Annotated in this window: 21 protein-coding genes and 2 pseudogenes; 18 read left to right on the top strand and 5 right to left on the bottom strand. The window is 35.8% G+C overall.

Going from position 1 to position 19,137, the window contains the following annotated elements; genetic code table 11:
• Nucleotides 1-3: 3 nt before the first annotated feature.
• Nucleotides 4-1,008: a DHH family phosphoesterase gene (locus HX13_RS00705; protein ID WP_050019552.1), complete on the bottom strand. Its 1,005-nt coding sequence runs from the start codon at nucleotides 1,006-1,008 to the stop codon at nucleotides 4-6.
• 224 nt (nucleotides 1,009-1,232) lie between these two features.
• On the opposite strand from HX13_RS00705, the gene rpmH reads away from it, so the two are divergent.
• Together rpmH and HX13_RS00695 are read left to right on the top strand one after the other, a co-directional pair.
• On the top strand, nucleotides 1,233-1,391 hold the full coding sequence (gene rpmH, locus HX13_RS00700; protein WP_050019551.1) for a 50S ribosomal protein L34: 159 nt from the start codon (nucleotides 1,233-1,235) through the stop codon (nucleotides 1,389-1,391).
• A gap of 155 nt (nucleotides 1,392-1,546) precedes the next feature.
• A pseudogene (locus HX13_RS00695) lies at nucleotides 1,547-2,258 on the top strand (cell division ATP-binding protein FtsE).
• Nucleotides 2,259-2,297: 39 nt separating this feature from the next.
• Here HX13_RS00695 and HX13_RS00690 read toward each other — a convergent pair.
• The 3 genes from HX13_RS00690 to HX13_RS00680 are packed head-to-tail and all read right to left on the bottom strand — an operon-like array spanning nucleotide 2,298 to nucleotide 5,039.
• Nucleotides 2,298-2,999: a tRNA1(Val) (adenine(37)-N6)-methyltransferase gene (locus tag HX13_RS00690; protein ID WP_050019550.1), complete on the bottom strand. Its 702-nt coding sequence runs from the start codon at nucleotides 2,997-2,999 to the stop codon at nucleotides 2,298-2,300.
• On the bottom strand, nucleotides 2,999-4,453 hold the full coding sequence (locus HX13_RS00685) for a sensor histidine kinase (RefSeq protein ID WP_050019549.1): 1,455 nt from the start codon (nucleotides 4,451-4,453) through the stop codon (nucleotides 2,999-3,001). Before HX13_RS00685 ends, HX13_RS00690 begins: the two co-directional genes overlap by 1 nt.
• A 1-nt stretch (nucleotide 4,454) precedes the next feature.
• A complete protein-coding gene (locus tag HX13_RS00680) occupies nucleotides 4,455-5,039 on the bottom strand; it encodes a riboflavin synthase (RefSeq protein ID WP_050019548.1) in 585 nt (194 codons plus the stop codon).
• Nucleotides 5,040-5,087: 48 nt separating this feature from the next.
• Between HX13_RS00680 and pdxA the strand changes: the two genes are divergently transcribed.
• From pdxA to HX13_RS00600, 16 genes and pseudogenes are all read left to right on the top strand, one after another.
• On the top strand, nucleotides 5,088-6,026 hold the full coding sequence (pdxA, locus tag HX13_RS00675; protein WP_238554928.1) for a 4-hydroxythreonine-4-phosphate dehydrogenase PdxA: 939 nt from the start codon (nucleotides 5,088-5,090) through the stop codon (nucleotides 6,024-6,026).
• 241 nt (nucleotides 6,027-6,267) lie between these two features.
• A pseudogene (locus HX13_RS00670) lies at nucleotides 6,268-6,796 on the top strand (YceD family protein).
• Nucleotides 6,797-6,863: 67 nt separating this feature from the next.
• Nucleotides 6,864-7,067 carry a 50S ribosomal protein L32 gene (rpmF, locus tag HX13_RS00665; RefSeq protein ID WP_007843326.1) on the top strand — a complete coding sequence of 68 codons (204 nt, stop codon included), beginning with the start codon at nucleotides 6,864-6,866 and terminating at the stop codon, nucleotides 7,065-7,067.
• Between the two features lie 127 nt (nucleotides 7,068-7,194).
• Nucleotides 7,195-7,677: an acetyl-CoA carboxylase biotin carboxyl carrier protein gene (gene accB / locus HX13_RS00660; RefSeq protein ID WP_050019547.1), complete on the top strand. Its 483-nt coding sequence runs from the start codon at nucleotides 7,195-7,197 to the stop codon at nucleotides 7,675-7,677.
• Between the two features lie 98 nt (nucleotides 7,678-7,775).
• Nucleotides 7,776-9,131: an acetyl-CoA carboxylase biotin carboxylase subunit gene (gene accC, locus HX13_RS00655; protein ID WP_050019546.1), complete on the top strand. Its 1,356-nt coding sequence runs from the start codon at nucleotides 7,776-7,778 to the stop codon at nucleotides 9,129-9,131.
• Nucleotides 9,132-9,454: 323 nt separating this feature from the next.
• Nucleotides 9,455-10,702: an ornithine--oxo-acid transaminase gene (gene rocD, locus HX13_RS00650; protein ID WP_050019545.1), complete on the top strand. Its 1,248-nt coding sequence runs from the start codon at nucleotides 9,455-9,457 to the stop codon at nucleotides 10,700-10,702.
• Nucleotide 10,703: 1 nt separating this feature from the next.
• On the top strand, nucleotides 10,704-11,024 hold the full coding sequence (locus tag HX13_RS00645) for a glycosyltransferase family 2 protein (RefSeq protein WP_050019544.1): 321 nt from the start codon (nucleotides 10,704-10,706) through the stop codon (nucleotides 11,022-11,024).
• 235 nt (nucleotides 11,025-11,259) lie between these two features.
• A complete protein-coding gene (locus HX13_RS00640; RefSeq protein ID WP_050019543.1) occupies nucleotides 11,260-11,493 on the top strand; it encodes a hypothetical protein in 234 nt (77 codons plus the stop codon).
• On the top strand, nucleotides 11,490-12,257 hold the full coding sequence (locus HX13_RS00635; RefSeq protein WP_128572126.1) for a polysaccharide deacetylase family protein: 768 nt from the start codon (nucleotides 11,490-11,492) through the stop codon (nucleotides 12,255-12,257). Before HX13_RS00640 ends, HX13_RS00635 begins: the two co-directional genes overlap by 4 nt.
• Nucleotides 12,258-12,305: 48 nt before the next feature.
• The gene (locus HX13_RS00630) at nucleotides 12,306-13,055 is read left to right on the top strand and encodes a glycosyltransferase family 2 protein (RefSeq protein WP_050019542.1); all 750 of its coding nucleotides are present in this window, start codon (nucleotides 12,306-12,308) and stop codon (nucleotides 13,053-13,055) included.
• Between the two features lie 4 nt (nucleotides 13,056-13,059).
• Nucleotides 13,060-14,028 carry a hypothetical protein gene (locus HX13_RS00625; RefSeq protein WP_050019541.1) on the top strand — a complete coding sequence of 323 codons (969 nt, stop codon included), beginning with the start codon at nucleotides 13,060-13,062 and terminating at the stop codon, nucleotides 14,026-14,028.
• Between the two features lie 112 nt (nucleotides 14,029-14,140).
• Nucleotides 14,141-14,566 carry a hypothetical protein gene (locus HX13_RS22730; RefSeq protein WP_050019540.1) on the top strand — a complete coding sequence of 142 codons (426 nt, stop codon included), beginning with the start codon at nucleotides 14,141-14,143 and terminating at the stop codon, nucleotides 14,564-14,566.
• The gene (locus tag HX13_RS00615; protein WP_128572125.1) at nucleotides 14,448-15,242 is read left to right on the top strand and encodes a glycosyltransferase family 4 protein; all 795 of its coding nucleotides are present in this window, start codon (nucleotides 14,448-14,450) and stop codon (nucleotides 15,240-15,242) included. The genes HX13_RS22730 and HX13_RS00615 overlap by 119 nt, the downstream gene beginning before the upstream one ends.
• Before the next feature lie 6 nt (nucleotides 15,243-15,248).
• Nucleotides 15,249-15,800 carry a glycosyltransferase family 2 protein gene (locus HX13_RS00610; protein WP_128572124.1) on the top strand — a complete coding sequence of 184 codons (552 nt, stop codon included), beginning with the start codon at nucleotides 15,249-15,251 and terminating at the stop codon, nucleotides 15,798-15,800.
• The gene (locus HX13_RS00605; protein ID WP_050019537.1) at nucleotides 15,797-16,288 is read left to right on the top strand and encodes a hypothetical protein; all 492 of its coding nucleotides are present in this window, start codon (nucleotides 15,797-15,799) and stop codon (nucleotides 16,286-16,288) included. Before HX13_RS00610 ends, HX13_RS00605 begins: the two co-directional genes overlap by 4 nt.
• Nucleotides 16,289-16,294: 6 nt before the next feature.
• Complete coding sequence (locus HX13_RS00600) at nucleotides 16,295-17,275, top strand: hypothetical protein (RefSeq protein WP_050019536.1); 981 nt, start codon at nucleotides 16,295-16,297, stop codon at nucleotides 17,273-17,275.
• 28 nt (nucleotides 17,276-17,303) lie between these two features.
• Here the strand turns inward: HX13_RS00600 and HX13_RS00595 are convergent.
• On the bottom strand, nucleotides 17,304-19,137 hold a 1,834-nt coding region (locus HX13_RS00595), incomplete at its 5' end, for a glycosyltransferase (RefSeq protein ID WP_128572123.1).

The following is a 19,137-nucleotide window of genomic DNA, read 5'->3' as shown; positions in this document are numbered from 1 at the left end:
TCTTTACAAATTCTCCTCGGTTAATTTCTTTTTAAAAGTTTCAATCGTTACTGCCAGAGAATCATCGGATTTTCCGCCGGCTGCGTTAATATGTCCCCCACCGTTAAAATATTTTCTTGAAAACTGATTAACATCTACATTGTCTTTACTTCGGAAAGAAATCTTGATAAAATCTTCATACAGGTCCTCCATAAAGAATGCTGACATTTTTACCCCGGCAATACTCAGTCCATAATTCACAAAACCTTCAGTATCACCTTTCTGGAAACCAAACTCTTTCAACTCATTTCTTGTCAGGCTCAAAACAGCAACTTTACCATCGTTCACCACCTCTATTCTTCCCAAGACCAAAGCCAGTAAATGAAGTCGGGAAACCGTATTGGTATCCCAGGTATTGGAAGTGATCATTGCAGGATCTGCTCCTTTCTCAATCAGGTTGGCAATAATTCTGTGGGTGGTAGCACTCGTGGAACGGAAACGGAAACCGCCTGTATCTGTCATAATTCCTGTATAAAGACATTCTGCCACATCATTATTCACCAGCTTTTCATCATCCATTGCTTCAATGAAGTGATAAATCATCTGTGAAGTAGCCGGAATTACGGTATCCGAATATACATAATCAAATTTTTCAGGCTGCTGGTGGTGGTCGATAAGGATTTTTTTACCTTGCGCCTTTATCAGCCAGTCTCCCAACAATCCTATTCTTGAAGGAGAATTAAAATCAAGGCAGAAAATAACATCAGCTTCACCTATAAGATCAGAAGCCAGCTTTCTTTTGTATTCAGCAATGATTACTTTCTTAGCTTCGGGCATCCACTTCAGAAATTTTGGAAAATCATTCGGTACAATTACTTCGGCATAAATTCCTTTTGCTTTCAGATAATGTTTCAATCCAAGGCTGGAACCAATAGCATCCCCATCAGGATTGTAATGGGTAAGAATGACTATTCTGTTTTCAGGCGTTAGTAATGTATTGATATCTAAAAGTTCTGCAGGTGTAAACATCTTTGTGTTTATTTTTCGTTAAAATTTAAGTTTTCAAAGATAGAGCTTTTATATAAATCATTTAAATATTATTTTTGTACAGAAAATTTCTTTTGTATCAGGCTTTCTCAAAAAGCATGTCAAATAATTTCAAAAAAAAATAATTAAAGTTTGTAACTTATAAAAATTTACATATCTTTGCAACCTGAAAATTAATAGATTAATTACGATTTAAACATATAGTAATGAGTAAAAGAACATTCCAGCCATCAGAAAGAAAGAGAAGAAACAAACACGGTTTCAGAGAAAGAATGTCTACGCCAAATGGAAGAAGAGTTTTGGCTGCGAGAAGAGCTAAAGGCAGAAAGAGATTAACTGTAAGTGCTGTACGCGCTAAGAGATAATTTTCTAATTATTCATATACAAAACATGCTTGAGAAGTTGCTTTTCAGGCATTTTTTGTTGTTAAAATTTACTAAAATTTAGGCTACATCAACTTCTTTTTTCTATTTTTAAAATTTGAAAACTTTTTGTTAAAAACAGCCTTTAAAATTAAATTATGCCACATACACATATCTCCGGAGACAATATTATAAGTTTACAGCACGCAAAAATTGCGCAAAAAAACTTTACTGTTCTTTCTGATGTAAATCTTAACATTAAAAAAGGTAGAATTCTGCTACCTTATCGGAAAAACAGGTTCCGGAAAAAGCTCCCTTCTGAAAACGCTTTACGGACATATCCCATTAGCATCAGGACATGGAGCTGTTGTAGGATTTGACCTGGCAAAGCTTAAACCTTCCGATATTCCAAACCTCAGAAGAAAACTGGGAATTGTATTCCAGGATTTCCAATTGCTTTCAGACAGAACGGTTGAAAAAAACCTGAAATTTGTTCTTGAAGCAACAGGCTGGAATGATAAAGTAAAAATGGAAGACCGCATCAATGAGGTGCTGGGAAGCGTAAATATGAAAAGCAAGAAACACAAAATGCCTCATGAGCTTTCCGGAGGTGAACAACAGCGTATTGCCATCGCCAGAGCCCTTCTTAATCATCCAGATCTTATTTTAGCGGATGAACCGACAGGAAACCTGGATCCGGAAACATCCAATGAGATTATGACCTTGCTAAAACAGGTCGCTCTTGAAAACGGAGCTGCCGTAGTAATGGCCACGCACGATTATCATATGATCCAGAACTTCCCCGGGGAAGCTATCAGATGTGAAGACGGAAAAGTATCTGTACTGGATACAGCGGAACTATTTGAATAGGAAAAAAAGCTAAAAGCATATGCTACAACAGCAAGGCTCCTAATTTCCAGCTTTAAAAACATGAAACTCCTTTGTGAGTTCAAGATATTGGTCCGAGTATTGTCTCGGACTTTTTTCTATGACAAAATCAGATTCCTCCTGTTGTTTTCTTTCCGGTGAAAACTCCAGAACAAGCCTTTTCACCTTTGAACTTTCAATTCCTGTTATACGGACTATCCGGTTGAGAAAAAGATTATTTTCTTCTGCAATAGAGATAAAGGCTTCTCCCGCTTCCACAGGAATAATTACAGAAAGGATTCCATTTCCGGATAAAAGCTGTACCGATTTTACAATAAGCTGTTCAAAATTCAGCTCTACAGTCTGACGCGCAATTTTATCTTTATCGGATCCCGATTCTTCAAAGTAAGGTGGATTTGAAACAATCAGGTCAAATTTTTCCCCGGATTCAAAAGTTTTAAAATCCTGATGCCTGCATTTTAACCTCCGTTTAAAAGGAGCGTTTTCAAAATTCTCTCTGGTAAGTGCTGCTGCATTTTCATTAATATCCAGCCCCAGGAAAACGGCATGGGGGTTCCTTTGTGCAAGCATCAGTGAAATCAGTCCTGTTCCTGTCCCTATTTCTAAAACATTGGACACCTTTGCAACATCTGCTAAAGCACCCAGCAGCACCCCATCTGTTCCCACACGGAAAACATCCCCGGACTGGCGGATTTCGAATTGTTTAAACTTAAAAGGCTTCACTATAAATTGGTAGGTAATGTAATCGTAAATGTTGACCCTTTTCCAACTTCAGACTTCACAGAGATTTCTCCCTTATAATCTTCAATCATTTTTCTTACCATAGATAAACCAAGTCCCATCCCACTATTTTTAGAGGTGAAATTCGGTTCAAAAATTCTCTCATACATATTTTCAGGAATTCCGATTCCATTATCCTGAACAGAGATCATTACTCTTCTCTGATGTTGTTCCACATCTACATTAATGATCAGTTTCCTTTCATCACTTTCTGCCTGCTTAGCATTGGTAACAAGATTGGTGATAATCCTGGAAAGGTAAATCCTGTCCATATTGATCATGATATTACTTTTGTTGGCATGCATAAATATACTGTCATCGTTGAATACGCGCAGAATATCTTCAACCTCAGTATTCAGATTAATGACTTCATTATTTTTTTCCGGAAGTTTTGCAAACTCTGAAAAAGCGGAAGCTACGGTGGCAATCAGGTCAATCTGGTCTACCATCGTTTTACTCATCTGCTTTACCCTTTCTTTGATATTCGGATCTTCCGGATCGAATTTTCTTTCAAAATTCTGAATGGTAAGCTTCATGGGGGTAAGCGGGTTTTTCACTTCATGGGCCACCTGTTTTGCCATTTCCCGCCATGCCTCTTCGGAAGCTTTAAATCTTAATCTTTCTTTTTGATCCTGAATCTGGAGGATCATTCTGTTGTACGCTCTTGCCAAAGCATTCAGCTCATCATTTTTATAATACCTGATCGGACGCATTTCATTTTCAAATAAAGTAATACGGGTGATCATATCGGAAAACTTCGTAATGGTCTTGGCAAGGCTATTGGAGGTCACCCAGCTGATCCAGATACTGAACAGAATAAGAAATATATCGACTAAAAGAATGTATTTAACGTATTGATGAAGAACATCCAGGTAGGCAGATTCATTATGATACAAAGGAATATAAACTATCCCAATAGGTTCAAGCTCGTTATTTTTCAAAAGAAGATAAGAGGAGGTAAGCCTGGCGTCCTTGGCAGCATCATAACTTGTCATATCCACCCTTGCATCCGTGGAAAGGATTTTGTTGATAATCTCTATAGGAATATTTTTCTGGTCAACAAGACTTTCATCTCTATTAGACAGCAAATAGTTACCCTTGAGGTCATAAATAACAATATCATGCTGATTGATATCGGCAATTTCAAAAATTTTATTCCCTAATACCTGCGGAAGATCCTGGGTTTCTACGAGTGTACGGCTCACGGCATAGTCCAGATATCTCATTACAGCATTGGTTTTCTCCTGCATGTCAATGGTACTTTGCTCCAAGGAATTATTCCTCAAAACAAAATAGGGAACAAGTGAAGTAGCCACAACACTTAAGAAACATACCAGCAAAAAACCGAAAAACACCCGGTTTCTTAAGCTATATCCTTTGTATTTATTAATTGACATCCTACTTTTTAATTAACCTAGCAATATACTTACCAATGATGTCAAATTCTAAATTCACCTTATCTCCAATTTTCAAATGTTTCATATTTGTAAATTCCCATGTATAAGGAATAATGGCTACAGAAAACTGTGCATCTTCACTTTTTGCCACAGTCAGACTGATTCCGTTTACAGTAATTGAACCCTGCGGTACAGTAACAAAGTTTCCGTCCGCATCATATTGAATGGTAATAAAGTAGCTCCCATCTTTATTTTCAATTCCCGTAACTTCTCCTGTTTTATCAACATGTCCCTGAACGATGTGCCCATCCAGTCTGCCATCCATCTTCATACAGCGTTCAAGATTCACTACTGTTCCCAAATCCCATTTCCCGAGATTGGTTTTTTCCAGTGTTTCATTAATGGCCGTCACAACATATTGATTTCCTTTAATCTCAACCACTGTAAGGCAACATCCGTTGTGAGCAAGGCTTTGATCTATTTTCAGCTCCTCTGTAAAAGGGCATGTTAAAGTAAAATCTATATTGCTTCCTTTTTCTTCAATCTTCTCAATAACGCCAACTGCTTCAATTATTCCTGTGAACATATTATTTTTTGCTAAATTTGTAAATTATAATCTTCAAAGATAATCAAAATGAGCCCAAAAAACCATAAAGTACGAGTAGGAATTTCAATCGGTGATTACAACGGCATCGGACCTGAGATCATCATGAAGTCTCTGAAAGACAAAACCATTACAGATTTTTTTACTCCTGTAATTTTTGGCTCGGGGAAATTATTCACTTACCAGAAAAATATTTTTAAGCTGAATCTTAATTTCAACTATGTAAATGAGGCATCCCAGGCCCAGGGAGGAAAACTCAACATGGTCAACCTGACGAAGGAAAATGTCAATGTGGAATTAGGCGTTCCTACAGAAGAGTCTACCAAAATGGCTATTGATTCATTGGAGGCCGCCACGGAAGCTCTTATGAAAGGAGAAATTGATGTTCTCGTAACAGCTCCCATCAATAAGGATGAGATGGTAAAAATGGGATTCAGGCATGCTGGCCATACAGGATATTTTGAAGAAAAATTCAGTAAAAAGGGGCTTATGTTTCTGGTTACCGAAGATCTTAAAGTAGCAGTTTCCACCCATCATATCCCTATTGTTAAAATAGCAGAAAATATTTCCAAGGAAAAAATCAAAAAACAGATCAGAGTTTTACATCAGACTCTTATTGAGGATTTCTGTATTCAGAAGCCTAAAATTGCGGTATTAGGATTAAACCCTCATGCCGGAGATGGCGGGGTGATCGGAAATGAAGAGATTGAAATCATCGGACCGGCTATTAAAGAGCTTTCGGATAACGGAATCCTGGCATTTGGCCCATTCCCGGCTGACAGTTTCTTTCAGCCTGGTAAATACAAAAACTTCGATGCTGTTCTTGCCATGTATCATGATCAGGGGCTGGCTCCTTTCAAAACATTAGCTTATGAGGAAGGAGTAAACTATACTGCAGGCCTGCCATTTATCAGAACTTCTCCGGATCATGGAGTTGCCTATGACATAGCGGGAAAAAAATATAGCTGATGAACAAAGCTTTACGGAAGCCATTTTTTACTGCTATTAAGATTTTTAAAAAACAGAACCGAATATAACGATTTGATGAACAATCGTCTTCAGCCCCGAAAACTGGCTGTGGATAACGGAATAGATGAGGATCTTCCGGAGGAAACTGAAGCATAAATCTTTAAAACAAATTTAAATTTAATTTGTTAGGAATTTTATTTGTTATTATAAAAAAAATTGCATATTTTTGCACACTCATTTTATGGACAAGTTAAGAAACTACGACGTAAGCTTTTCCGGATTAAAAAACGGGAAACACGAGTTCAGGTTTGAGATAGATAAAACGTTCTTTCAATTATTTGACACTGAGCAGGAATTTACAAATCCCAGAATAGAAGCAGACGTATTGCTTGACAAACACACTACTTTTCTGGAGTTTGAGATCAGAATACATGGGTTGGTAGAATTGGTCTGCGATATTACCAATGATAATTTTGACTACCCTATTGAAAATGAAATTAAAATTCTGGTGAATTTTGGAGAAGAATATGATGACAGCAATGAAGATGTTATTACCATTCCTACCGGAGAGCATGCTTTCAATGTAGCGCATTTGATTTATGAGAATGTTATGCTTTCTATTCCGATGAAAAAGATTTCGCCTGATGTAAGTGATGAAGATCTGAAAAATTTTGGATCAGTTCAGTCCAAAAGAAATTGAAGAAGAAGAGAAAGAAGATAAAAGCGATCCCCGTTGGGATGCTTTAAAAAAGTTAAGAGACAAAAATTAAATAAAATAATTTAAATATGATGAGATGATGAATCTCATCGCTCATCAATTAAAAAAAGTTATTCAAAATGGCACATCCAAAGAGAAGACAGTCGTCCACAAGAAGAGATAAGAGAAGAACTCACTACAAAGCTGTAGTTCCTCAATTAGCTAAAGATGCAACAACAGGAGAGCTTCACCTTTACCACAGAGCTCACTGGCATGAAGGAAAACTTTACTACAGAGGTAAAGTAGTATTGGAAAAAGAAGTAGCAACTACTGAAGAAAACTAAGAGTCGCTTTTCACTGAAAAAGCCTCATTTTAATACAAAAACCGCCCAATTTTGATAAAATTTGGCGGTTTTTTGTTGTTTTTTGCGTTTTTTTGGTATCTTTGGCATCAAATCAAATATCAAATTTATGGACATTAAAGACATACAAAATCTTATTAAGTTTGTATCTAAAGCTGAAGTTTCTGAGGTGAAGTACAAGACTAAAGATTTCGAAATCACTATTAAAACTCCATTAGCTGGAAGCGATGCTGTTTATGCACAACCTGCAGTATACCATACTGCTCCACAGACAGTAGCTGCTCCGGCACCTGTTGCAACTCCGTCTGCCGCACCTGCTGAAAAGGCTGAAGCTGCATCTGATGATAGCAAATATGTAACGATTAAGTCTCCAATGATCGGTACATTCTATAGAAAACCATCTCCTGATAAAGACGTATTTGTAAATGTAGGTGACGAAGTTTCTGTTGGTAAAGTAGTTTGCGTTATCGAAGCAATGAAATTATTCAACCAGATTGAATCTGAAATCAGCGGAAAAATCGTTAAAATTTTAGTTGATGATGCTACTCCTGTAGAATACGACCAACCACTATTCCTTGTAGATCCATCTTAATTTAGAAGTTAGATGTTAGACATTAGATGTTAGATTAAATTCTACATTAAAATAACATTATCTGATTTTCAAATTATCTAATTTTCAAATTGAAGAAGATGTTCAAAAAAATATTAATAGCCAATCGTGGCGAAATTGCAATGCGTATTTTACGTACTTGTAAAGAAATGGGGATCAAAACCGTTGCGGTATACTCTACTGCTGATAAAGACAGTCTTCACGTGAGATTTGCTGATGAAGCGGTTTGTATCGGTCCTGCAATGAGTAAAGACTCTTATCTTAAAATTCCTAACATCATTGCAGCAGCAGAAATTACAAATGCTGATGCCATCCACCCGGGTTATGGATTCTTATCTGAAAATGCTAATTTCTCAAGAATTTGCCAGAAGAACGGCATCAAGTTTATCGGAGCCTCTCCTGAACAAATTGAGAAAATGGGAGATAAAGCAAACGCTAAAGCTACCATGAAAGCAGCCGGAGTACCATGCGTACCTGGTTCTGACGGATTGATCGAATCTTATGAAGTAGCGGCCAAAACAGCAGAAGAAATTGGTTATCCGGTAATGATCAAGGCAACTGCCGGTGGTGGTGGTAAAGGGATGAGAGCCGTTTGGAAAGCTGAGGACCTTAAAGATCACTGGGAATCTGCGATTCAGGAAGCTGTTGCAGCCTTCGGAAATGGAGGAATGTATATGGAAAAACTGATTGAGGAGCCCAGACACATTGAAATTCAGGTTGCAGGAGACCAATATGGTAAAGCCTGTCATCTTTCTGAAAGAGACTGCTCTGTACAGAGAAGAAATCAGAAACTGACTGAAGAAACACCTTCCCCGTTCATGACAGATGAACTTCGTGAGAAAATGGGAGAAGCTGCCGTAAAAGCTGCTGAATTCATAGGATATGAAGGGGTAGGAACTATCGAATTCCTTGTAGACAAGCACAGGAATTTCTATTTCATGGAAATGAATACAAGAATCCAGGTAGAACACCCTATTACTGAGCAGGTAATTGATTATGATCTGATCAGGGAACAAATCCTTCTTGCTGCGGGAACTCCTATTTCAGGAATCAACTATTACCCTAAGTTACACTCTATCGAATGCAGGATCAACGCAGAAGACCCTTATGCAGACTTCAGACCATCCCCGGGAAAAATTACAGGATTAAATATTCCTGGCGGTCACGGAATCAGAGTAGACACTCACGTTTATTCCGGTTATACGATCCCTTCCAACTATGACTCTATGATTGCCAAGCTTATCACAACGGCTCAAACCCGTGAGGAAGCCATTGCAAAAATGAGACGTGCCCTTGAGGAATTCTATATTGAAGGTGTAAAAACAACCATCCCTTTCCACAGACAGCTGATGGATAATGAGGATTATCTTGCAGGAAACTACACTACAAAATTCATGGAGGATTTTGTAATGGACAGAAAATATGATAATCACTAAGATTATTTTAAAATTAATTTGAAACTGCCTCTTTTTGAGGCAGTTTTTATTTCGTACCATTAATTCTGACATCCTGCTGCAGCATCCGAAAAGTCGCTAAGATTATTCCTCACCAACCGTTAATAAAAATTAATAAATAAACAGGAATAAAATTCTACGCTTACAAAGATATAATACCTATAACAACCTGTTAACAAAGGAAATATTTTCTGATACGGTATTCTTCAGCCCAAAAATCTACTTCAATTCCACCTCCAAACGGTACTGGGTATTTGTTGATCCATCTCATTAATATTCTGTAAATTTGTCAAAAACCAAAGAATATGTCAACAGCAGAACAAACAAAAAACTCACAGTACTTTATTGACCTTGAAGACCAGCATGGAGCTCATAACTACCACCCTCTTCCAGTAGTTCTGGACCGTGGAGAAGGTGTTTTTGTATGGGATGTGGAAGGTAAAAAGTATTATGATTTTCTTTCAGCATATTCTGCTGTAAACCAAGGACACTCTCATCCCAAAATTGTAGAAGCTTTAGTAGAGCAGGCCAAAAAACTGGCACTGACTTCAAGAGCCTTTTACAACTCCAGATTGGGAGAATATGAACAAAAAATAACGTCCCTTTTTGGGTTTGACAAAGTTTTACCAATGAACTCCGGGGCCGAGGCCGTGGAAACTGCGGTAAAACTTGCCAGAAAATGGAGCTATGAAGTAAAAGGAATTTCTGAAAACGCAGCTAAAATTATTGTTTGCGAAAATAATTTCCACGGAAGAACTACAACCATCGTTTCTTTTTCCAATGATCCGGATGCCAATCAGAACTACGGACCATTTACACCGGGATTCATCAAAATCCCTTACAATGACATTGCGGCATTAGAAGAAGTTTTAAGTAAAGACGCAGCTAATATTGCAGCTTTCCTGGTAGAGCCCATCCAGGGAGAAGCAGGTGTATATGTTCCTGATGAGAATTTCCTTAAAAGAGCTTCTGAATTATGCAAGAAATACAACGTTCTTTTCATTGCTGACGAAGTTCAGACCGGTATTGCAAGAACAGGAAAGCTTATTGCATGTCACCATGAAGATGTACAGCCGGATATTTTAATTCTCGGAAAAGCACTTTCAGGAGGGATGTATCCCGTATCAGCAGTTTTAGCCAATGATTCTATCATGAACGTAATCAAGCCGGGGCAACACGGTTCAACTTTCGGAGGGAATCCTATTGCCTGTGCAGTAGCTGTTGCGGCACTAGATGTAGTTGCCGAAGAAAAATTATCGGAAAGAGCAGAACAGCTTGGACAACTTTTCAGGGCAGAGATTGAAAAGCTTATTGAAAAGACAGACCTTATTACCAAAGTAAGAGGAAAAGGACTTTTGAATGCTATCCTGATTAACGATACTCCGGAAAGTTCAACTGCATGGGATCTTTGCTTACAATTAAAAGAAAACGGGTTATTGGCAAAGCCAACTCATGGAAACATTATCAGATTAGCACCTCCATTGGTGATTACTGAAGAGCAATTGCTGGATTGTGTAAAAATTATTGAAAAAACTATTCTAGAGTTTAAGTAAAATGGCTCTTTCCCTCGCAATCATTACCCATAATGAAGAAGAGAACATTATAAGACTTTTAGATTCGCTTACAGACATCGTTGATGAAATTGTAATTGTAGATAGTTTTTCAACAGATAATACCAAGGAGATTTGTACGAAGCAATATCCTCAGGTAAGGTTCTTTGAGAAAAAATTTAATGGGTATGGTGAACAGAAAAACCATGCCCTTAATTTATGCACCCATGAATGGGTCCTGTTTCTGGATGCTGATGAAGTACCGGACGTAGACTTAAAAAAATCAATCCAGGAAGTAGTTTCTTCAGCAAATCCCGCGTTTTAATGTCTATAAGGTAAGATATAATAATCATCTGGGAATTCATCTGATCAGATTCGGGGGCTGGGGAAGTGTTTTTCGTGAAAGGCTTTTCAGAAAACAATATGTCCGATACTCGGATGATAAAGTTCACGAGTTTTTAATTACCGGTCAAAAAGCCGGAATCCTGGAAGGAAAGCTTGATCATTATACCTATAAAAGCATTCAGCATCATGTTACGAAAATCAATAAGTATTCTGATATGATGGCAGAAAAAATGTTTGAAAAAGGGAAAAAGATCAATCGCTTTAAAATCATTGTGAGTCCCTTGTTTGAATTCGTTAAGGTTTTTATCTTTAAACTGGGCTTCCTGGATGGTTTTCCTGGATTTTATATTGCAAAGACCATGTCTTACTATACTTTTTTGAAATACATCAAACTATATGAAAAAATAAGACTGGCAGAAATAGAAAAAAAATACGGTAAAATACTATGATGATCCTTTATCTGGCATTACTTTTACTGGCGGTATTTGTCATCTTCTACTTTCGCTTATATCTTTTTGCTTTTCCTACACACAGATTGATTATTCTGATGTACCATCAGATAGAAGAGGAAACCTGTGAAGACCTTACGGTAAGTCTGAAAAACCTGGAACAACAATTCAGCTATCTGCAAAAAGAAAAATACACCGCTAAATTCTTTTCCGAGCTTGGTACTCCTGCCTCAAAAAGTATTATTCTTACCTTTGATGACGGGTATAAAAATAATTTTAAATACCTACCTGCTTTACTGGAAAAATATAATCTGAAAGCCACTATTTTTATTCCCACTTCATTTATTCAGGAAGGATATGGGGATTATGAAATGATGACTTTTGAAGATTTAAGAAGTTTACCTGAAAAATATATTGAGCTCGCGCTTCATAGCCATTCTCATCAAAATTTCAGAGATGTCTCTGTCGGTTTTATAGAAAGGGATCTCGAAAAGAACATGCAAATCCTTGAGTCTCAAAGCATAAAATATTCTAAAATTTTGGCTTATCCATACGGAAAATACCCTAAAAAGAAAGCCGATAAGGATATACTTTTTTCCAATTTAAAAAAAATAGGAATCGATTTTGCAGTAAGAATAGGAAATAAGGTAAATTATTTTCCTACCCGACATCCTTATGAATTGTGCAGGGTTGATATAAAGGGTGGAGATTCATTAATAAAATTCAAATTAAAACTTATCTTTGGCAGATTAAAACTATTTTAAAACGATATTAAAAGAAATATTTCCTATTTCTTTATTAAACAAAAAGTTATGATGGATATTAGTGGTTTAATCATAACACACAATGAAGAGAAAAATATACGGGAAGTCCTTGAATGTTTTGATTTCTGCAGCGAAATCGTTGTGGTAGATTCATTCAGTACGGATAAAACTGTAGAAATAGCAAAAGAGTTCCCCAATACAAAGATCATTCAAAACCCATTTGAAGACTTTACAAAACAGAGAAATTTAGCATTGGATGCAGCAAGTAATGACTGGGTATTATTTTTAGATGGAGATGAGAGAATTACGCCTGAATTAAGGAGAGAAATTATCGCCGAACTGAATAAACCGGAGCAAAAGGATGCCTATTATTTTTACAGGAAATTCTTTTTTGCGCAAAAGCCGATTCATTTTTCCGGGACACAGTCTGACAAGAACTTCAGGTTGTTCAGAAAATCAAAGGCAAGGTATATGACCGGAAAAAAAGTGCATGAAACTCTGGAAGTAAACGGAAATGTCGGGGTTTTAAAAAATAAATTACTCCACTATTCCGTTTCAGATTATGAGTCATATAGAAAAAAAATGATTCATTACGGAATATTAAAAGGGAAAGAACTGGCTGCAAAAGGGAAAAAGTTTAATGTTTTGGTTCAATACCTTAAAACAGCTTTTAAATTTTTCAAAGCCTATATAATGAGACTGGGTATTTTAGACGGTAAGGAAGGATATCAGCTTTCTTATCTGCAATCCTTAAGCGTATTTGAAACCTATGAATCATTAAAAAAAGAGCAAAATTAGTTGGATGAAGATTTGTATCATTAGTTATGATTTTTGGGATTATGATAAGTATATTGTTGAAGCATTATGCAAACGTGGTATTGATGCCCATCATATAAAGATCAGTACCGTTACTCATTCCAATTTCCATGAAAGGGCAGTTAATGCCTTAAGTAAAACCTTTTTAAACAAAAACCTTAAAACAGAAAAAAGGCAGAAGTTTGTTCTGGACTCTCTGGAAAAGCTTGGGCATCAGGATCAGATACTGGTTTTAAACCCTGACACCTTTGACCTTTCTACGCTGGAAAAAATCAGGAAATATACCGACAGGCTGATTACCTATCTTTATGATAACCTCGAAAGAGTGCCGGTAGAAAACAAGCTGTACCTTTTTGATAAGATCTTTTCTTTTGACAGTATAGATGTTAAAAAACATGGTTTTGAAAAGATTACCAATTATATTTATCTTCCTTACACGCCAAAGGAGGTCCAACATCCGGAAATGGACCTATTTTATATTACTTCTTACGACAGCAGAAGGGTTTCATTAATAAAACTACTGGCCAAAAAGCTTATTGACCTGGGGCTCAAATTCCAGATTATGGTCATAGGAAAAAAATCATGGAAACATCAGCTTACCAATATATTTACCAAGGTTCCTAAAAACCTTTTTCTGATTTTCAGTATCAAAAAGATACCCCATAATGATCTTCCAAAGTATTATAAAAATTCCAAAGTACTGCTTGATCTGATGCGGGAGGGGCAATACGGATTGAGCTTCAGGGTCTTTGAGGCGATGTCTCTGGAAAAGAAAATCATTACTGACAATGAAGCTATTAAAAGTTATGATTTTTACAATCCCAATAATATTTTGATTTTAAACGAAAATATTAGTAATCTTGACAAATCTTTTTTTGAGAAGCCTTATGAAAAAATTCCTGAGGAAGTCTACAACAGATATACTTTGGATCATTGGGTGAACAAAAATTTTTGAACTTGACACTAAAAATAACAGATGGGAATCTTAAAAAAAATCAAAAAGCACTTTAAAAGGAAAGAAAAGCTCAAGGAACTCCAAACCGGAGATATCGTCAATATGCATCTGTATGATTCTTCAAAAAAAAACGATTCTTTTTGCTTCCAGAGACTTTCCTACTCATGATAAGGATTCCGGATCCAACAGACTAAAAGAGATAATTCTCATCTATAAAAAATTAGGGTACAACTGTATTATATTTGCTCCTCATATCTTTGAGGATGACAGTTATGTAAAGTTTTATCAGAAGCATGATGTTATTGTTTTTGTAGAGAATAACCGGTATAAAAATATCTATGATTTTCTTTCGTCATATAAGAATATAGATTATGTCTGGTTCAACGGACCTCTTGCCCTGAACCTGTTTTATAAAAAAAATGAAGAATATTTTACCCCGTACCAAATTTATGTACGACATGGTAGATATTCATTTTTTAAGATTCAAAAGGGCTATCGAAATAGAGCCAAACCGTATTTCATTAAAGAAAAACTATAAGCATTTTTTCCATCTGGAAACAGTCATAGCCCCTCAGCTGGACTATATTATCGCTATTTCGGATAAAGAGAAAGAGATTATGAGCCAGTATGCGGATAGGGACAAGATCATTACCATTTCCAATATCCATGAACCCAAAATTGATATTTCCGAAAGAAAAAATTTCCATGAAAGTAATGGGATTATTTTCATCGGATCTATCCATGAACCGAATATTGATGCGGTAAAATTTTTATATGAAAAAATAATGCCTCTGGTGTGGAAAACGAATCCCGAACTGCAAGTCAGTGTAATCGGAAATGTGGCTGACAAACTGGACATCAGGCAATATCCCAGATTTAAATTCCTGGGATTTGTGGAAAGTATTGAAGAATATTTCATGAATTCCAAAATTATGGTGGCTCCTTTACGATTCGGGGCAGGGGTAAAAGGAAAAATAGGACAGGCATTTGAGTATTTCTTCCCGGTCGTTACTACAGATATCGGAGCGGAAGGAATGAGGCTGACCGACGGTAAAAATGTATTGATTGCCAATGATGAAAATAGCTTTGCACAGGCGATTTTGCGACTAAATAATGATGAGGAGCTTTGGAACACATTGAGCAAGAATTCTATTGACAGTCTGAAACCATTTTCTATTGAGGCTGTAAGTTCTACATTAAAAGAAATTAATTAAAGGTGGATAATTCTTTTTTTAGTCAGTATTATTGTTCCGTGCTATAACGCTTCTTATTACATAAAAGAAGTGCTGGAAAGTATACAGAACCAAACGCATTACAATATCGAATGTATTGTGATTAATGACGGCAGTACAGATAATACCCTCGAGATTATCAATAGCTTTCAGGATAAACGGTTTCAGATATATAGTCAGGAAAATAAGGGACTTTCCGACACACGAAATTCTGGTTTGGAAAAAGCTACGGGAGATTTTATTTTTTTCTGCGACAGTGATGACCTTCTTCCTTCCAATGCCCTGGAATCCCTGTTATCTGAGTATACCGGTAAGGAGGATATTATTGCAGGAAAAACAGCCACCTATGCCTGGGAAGAGAAACGCAATGTTGCATTTTTACCTCAGCCGAAGGAAAAGATACGGATAGAAAATAAAAACAGGGAGGTCCTGATTCTGAATATGACAGAGGGCTTAAGCCCTATTGCCCAGAATAAACTGTACAGAACTTCATTTTTAAAAGAAAATAACCTCACATTTTTTAAGTGGCATTTATCATGAAGATGAATTATGGTTCTTTGAAACGATGTTTAGGGCAAAAAAATGTGGTATTTATTCCTGCAATAACCTATCTCTATACTGTAGACAATGCACAATCCATCACCAAAAAGAATAGTGATAAAAATCTTTCGGGATATCTGAGTGTAATTCAAACGATTTATAACAACTACTATTTAAAGTATCCCGAGCAAAGCAGTATTGCCTACTATATTGCTTATCTGAAAAAAATTATCATCGGAAATTACAAGCATCATTCAAACTATTCCGAAGAAGCGGTTCAAAGGATGGAAAAAGTGTTTAAAGAAGTCAATCCGGAATTCAGTGATAATATCCCGTTAAAAAATATTGAGAAAAAATATTTCCGGTATCTTAATGCTGTCAGCTTGAAAGATGCCGCTAGCATAAAGAAAGAATATTTCAACAATCCGGTAAACAGTCTCAGAAAGCACTATAAAATCTTATTATTCAGTATCTTTAACTCAAATTAAAAAAAAGTGAAAAAAGGAAAATTTCTTTTGGTAATGCCTGATTATTCTGATTTCCCAAAGTTATTTTTAGAAAATTTGGAAAAGGAAGGGTTTGACCCTTATTTAATCACAGATAAAGTTTCAAAATTTAAATATAAAGGCGCTGAAAGTGTAAAAAATTTTTTCGTTAAAAATATTCTGAGAAATAAGGAATACAAACAGGGACTTATTAAAAAACATTTTCTTGATGAACTGAATAAAAATCTTTCTGACATTCCGGAAGAGCTGGACTATATCCTGGTAATCCGTCCGGATAATTTCCCGGTTCCCTTTATAAAGAATTTAAAAAATAAAACCCGGAAATTAATTGCTTACCAATGGGATGGGATTGAAAAGTTTCCGGAGGTCAAAAACTATTTCAGTTTATTTGATACCTTTTTTTGTTTTGAAAAGATTGAATCCCAACTCAATATAAAACCTATCACCAATTTCTATTTCGACCACCTTCCTCCTACTGAAAAAGAATACAATACGGAAATGCCTAAGCTGTATTTTGTAGGACTATATTGGAAAAGCCGTGAAGAAAAAATTGACCGTTTTATAGATGAAGTCTCGGGCTTCCCTATCGAGCTTTCTATTTTTATCCAGTATTTTAAAGAGCCTGAAAAGAAAAATAGCCGGATACAATATATTCAGGACAGAATCAGCTTCCGGGAAAATCTTGAGAAAGTAAAAGATGCCGATATTCTTTTAGATTTTGTAGACCCCCTGCATAACGGGCTCTCCATCCGTTTTTTTGAAGGAATGTATTACAGGAAAAAAGTGATTACAGACAATATTATGGTAAAAAATTATGACTTTTACCATCCTGACAATATCTTTGTCGTGGAAAATAATAATTATAAAAATATTGAACAGTTTTTAAAAACCCCTTATTTTGAATTGCCCGTTGAGATTGTAAAAAAATATGGTTTCAGTAACTGGATAAAAGAGATTATAAAAAAATAGGCTTCGAATTAAGCAAGCCTATTTTTATTTAATTTTTAAATCCCAAATAACTCAAAAGGTTTTTAATATTTTTCTCCTGCTGCTCAACCGAAAACCTGGCAAGTGGCAATAAATTATTCTTATGCAGGATTTGCCATAAATTTTCGTCATTATATAATTCTAATATCTTATTGGCAAAATTCTGTGGATCTTCATCCGAAACACAGGCTGTTTTTCCATCTTCCAGATCCATTCCCTCTGCTCCTATTCCCGTAGTAACAATAGGTAACGCAAACTCCAGGGCTTGTCCAATTTTACCTTTTACCCCTGCTCCATATCTTAAAGGTGCTACAAATATTCGGGAATTTTCAAACCAATAATCAACGCTTTTCTGATATCCCAGAATCTGAAATTTATCTGAATTGTATTGCTCCTTTATCTCTTCGGGGAAATTAGGTCCCAAGATATAGACTTTAATAGAAGGATCTTTACCCCAAACCAAAGGCATAATATCTTCATGCAAAAACTTCACAGCGTCCATATTAGGCATGTGATAAAAACCTCCTATGAATAAAATCCCCTCTCTTGCAGAATAATCCACATTTTTACTTTTTACAGATTCATGAATATTGCTAACGGTGAAGATTTTTTCATTTTTGATTCCCTGATCAGAAACAATTTTCTTTTCTTCATCACTGATAGAAATAACAACATCTGCTTTTTCCATTGCAAAATATTCTCTCTCTCTGAAGAATTTCATTTCTTTTCTTCGGGCTTTTGTCACCTCAATATATTTATTTTCTCTCTCCATTCTTAAATAATGAAGATCTACCATATCATAAATTATCTTCTTTCCGGAAATATCATTCTTAATTTTACCATACCAAAAATTAAATCCAATTGGCCTAAAGATCCAGATAATATCAACATAGTGAAGAGCTTCTTTTACCTGATCTAAAACTCTCACAATTTTATTTTGGGTATTCACATAGTCTTTACAAACTTCAACTCCCATACCCCGAAAAAAATCAACATAGGACTCATCTTCTTCATTAAACTGCTTGATTCCTAAAATAACTCTGTGGTTATTTTTCTGCAGAATTCTTACAATCTCAAGAAATCTTCTGGAACCCGAATCTTTGTCCGGCTGTGGCATATGTTCCTCCAGAATAAGAATGTTTGGCTTTTTGTAAAAAGCATTAATATTGGTTCTTCCTTCCTGATCTAAAAATCTTTCATTCGTAAAATGGTGGTTCCATCTCTGCATGAATGTTTCTCTATTTTTCTGAAGGAGAATTTCTTTACTATTGTCTTTTCCTGTATAAGAAATATTTTCAAAATGAATAATCTCTGAAGCTGGCTGATAATAAATATCCAGATTCTGTTCATATTTTAAACGCTGACAAAAATCTGTTTCTTCATAATAAGCCGGTAAAAATGCCTCATCCAAAAGATTAAGATTCCCTTTTATATCTGTTCTGTGAAACAATAAGCTACATCCTGAACAATAATCTACTTTTCTTAAGAAATTATACTTTGGTGTATCAATGGCCTCACATCTTCCCAGGTTTACAATTTCTGTATTTTTGAAAATAAGACATCCTGCTTCCTGAAGTGTATTATCTGCAAAAACCATCTTAGAGCCTACAGCACCTACATTCTCTTTGGTCTCAAATACATTCAAAAGGCTTGACAAATAATTTTCCTGAACTTCAACATCATTATTCAGTATATAAACATATTTACCTTTTGCTGCATGAATTCCTTTGTTTATATTTCTTAAAAATCCAAGATTTTCAGAATTATCAATAACTATAATTCCGGGGATTTTATTTAAATATTCCAATGTTTCGTCAGAACTGTTATCATTGATAATAATAATT

It is taken from the genome of Chryseobacterium sp. P1-3, from assembly GCF_000738495.1.
In the GTDB taxonomy this organism is placed as follows: domain Bacteria; phylum Bacteroidota; class Bacteroidia; order Flavobacteriales; family Weeksellaceae; genus Chryseobacterium; species Chryseobacterium gallinarum.
The sequence above is the reverse complement of the archived record's forward strand: the minus strand, read 5'-3'. Positions and strand labels throughout refer to the sequence as shown.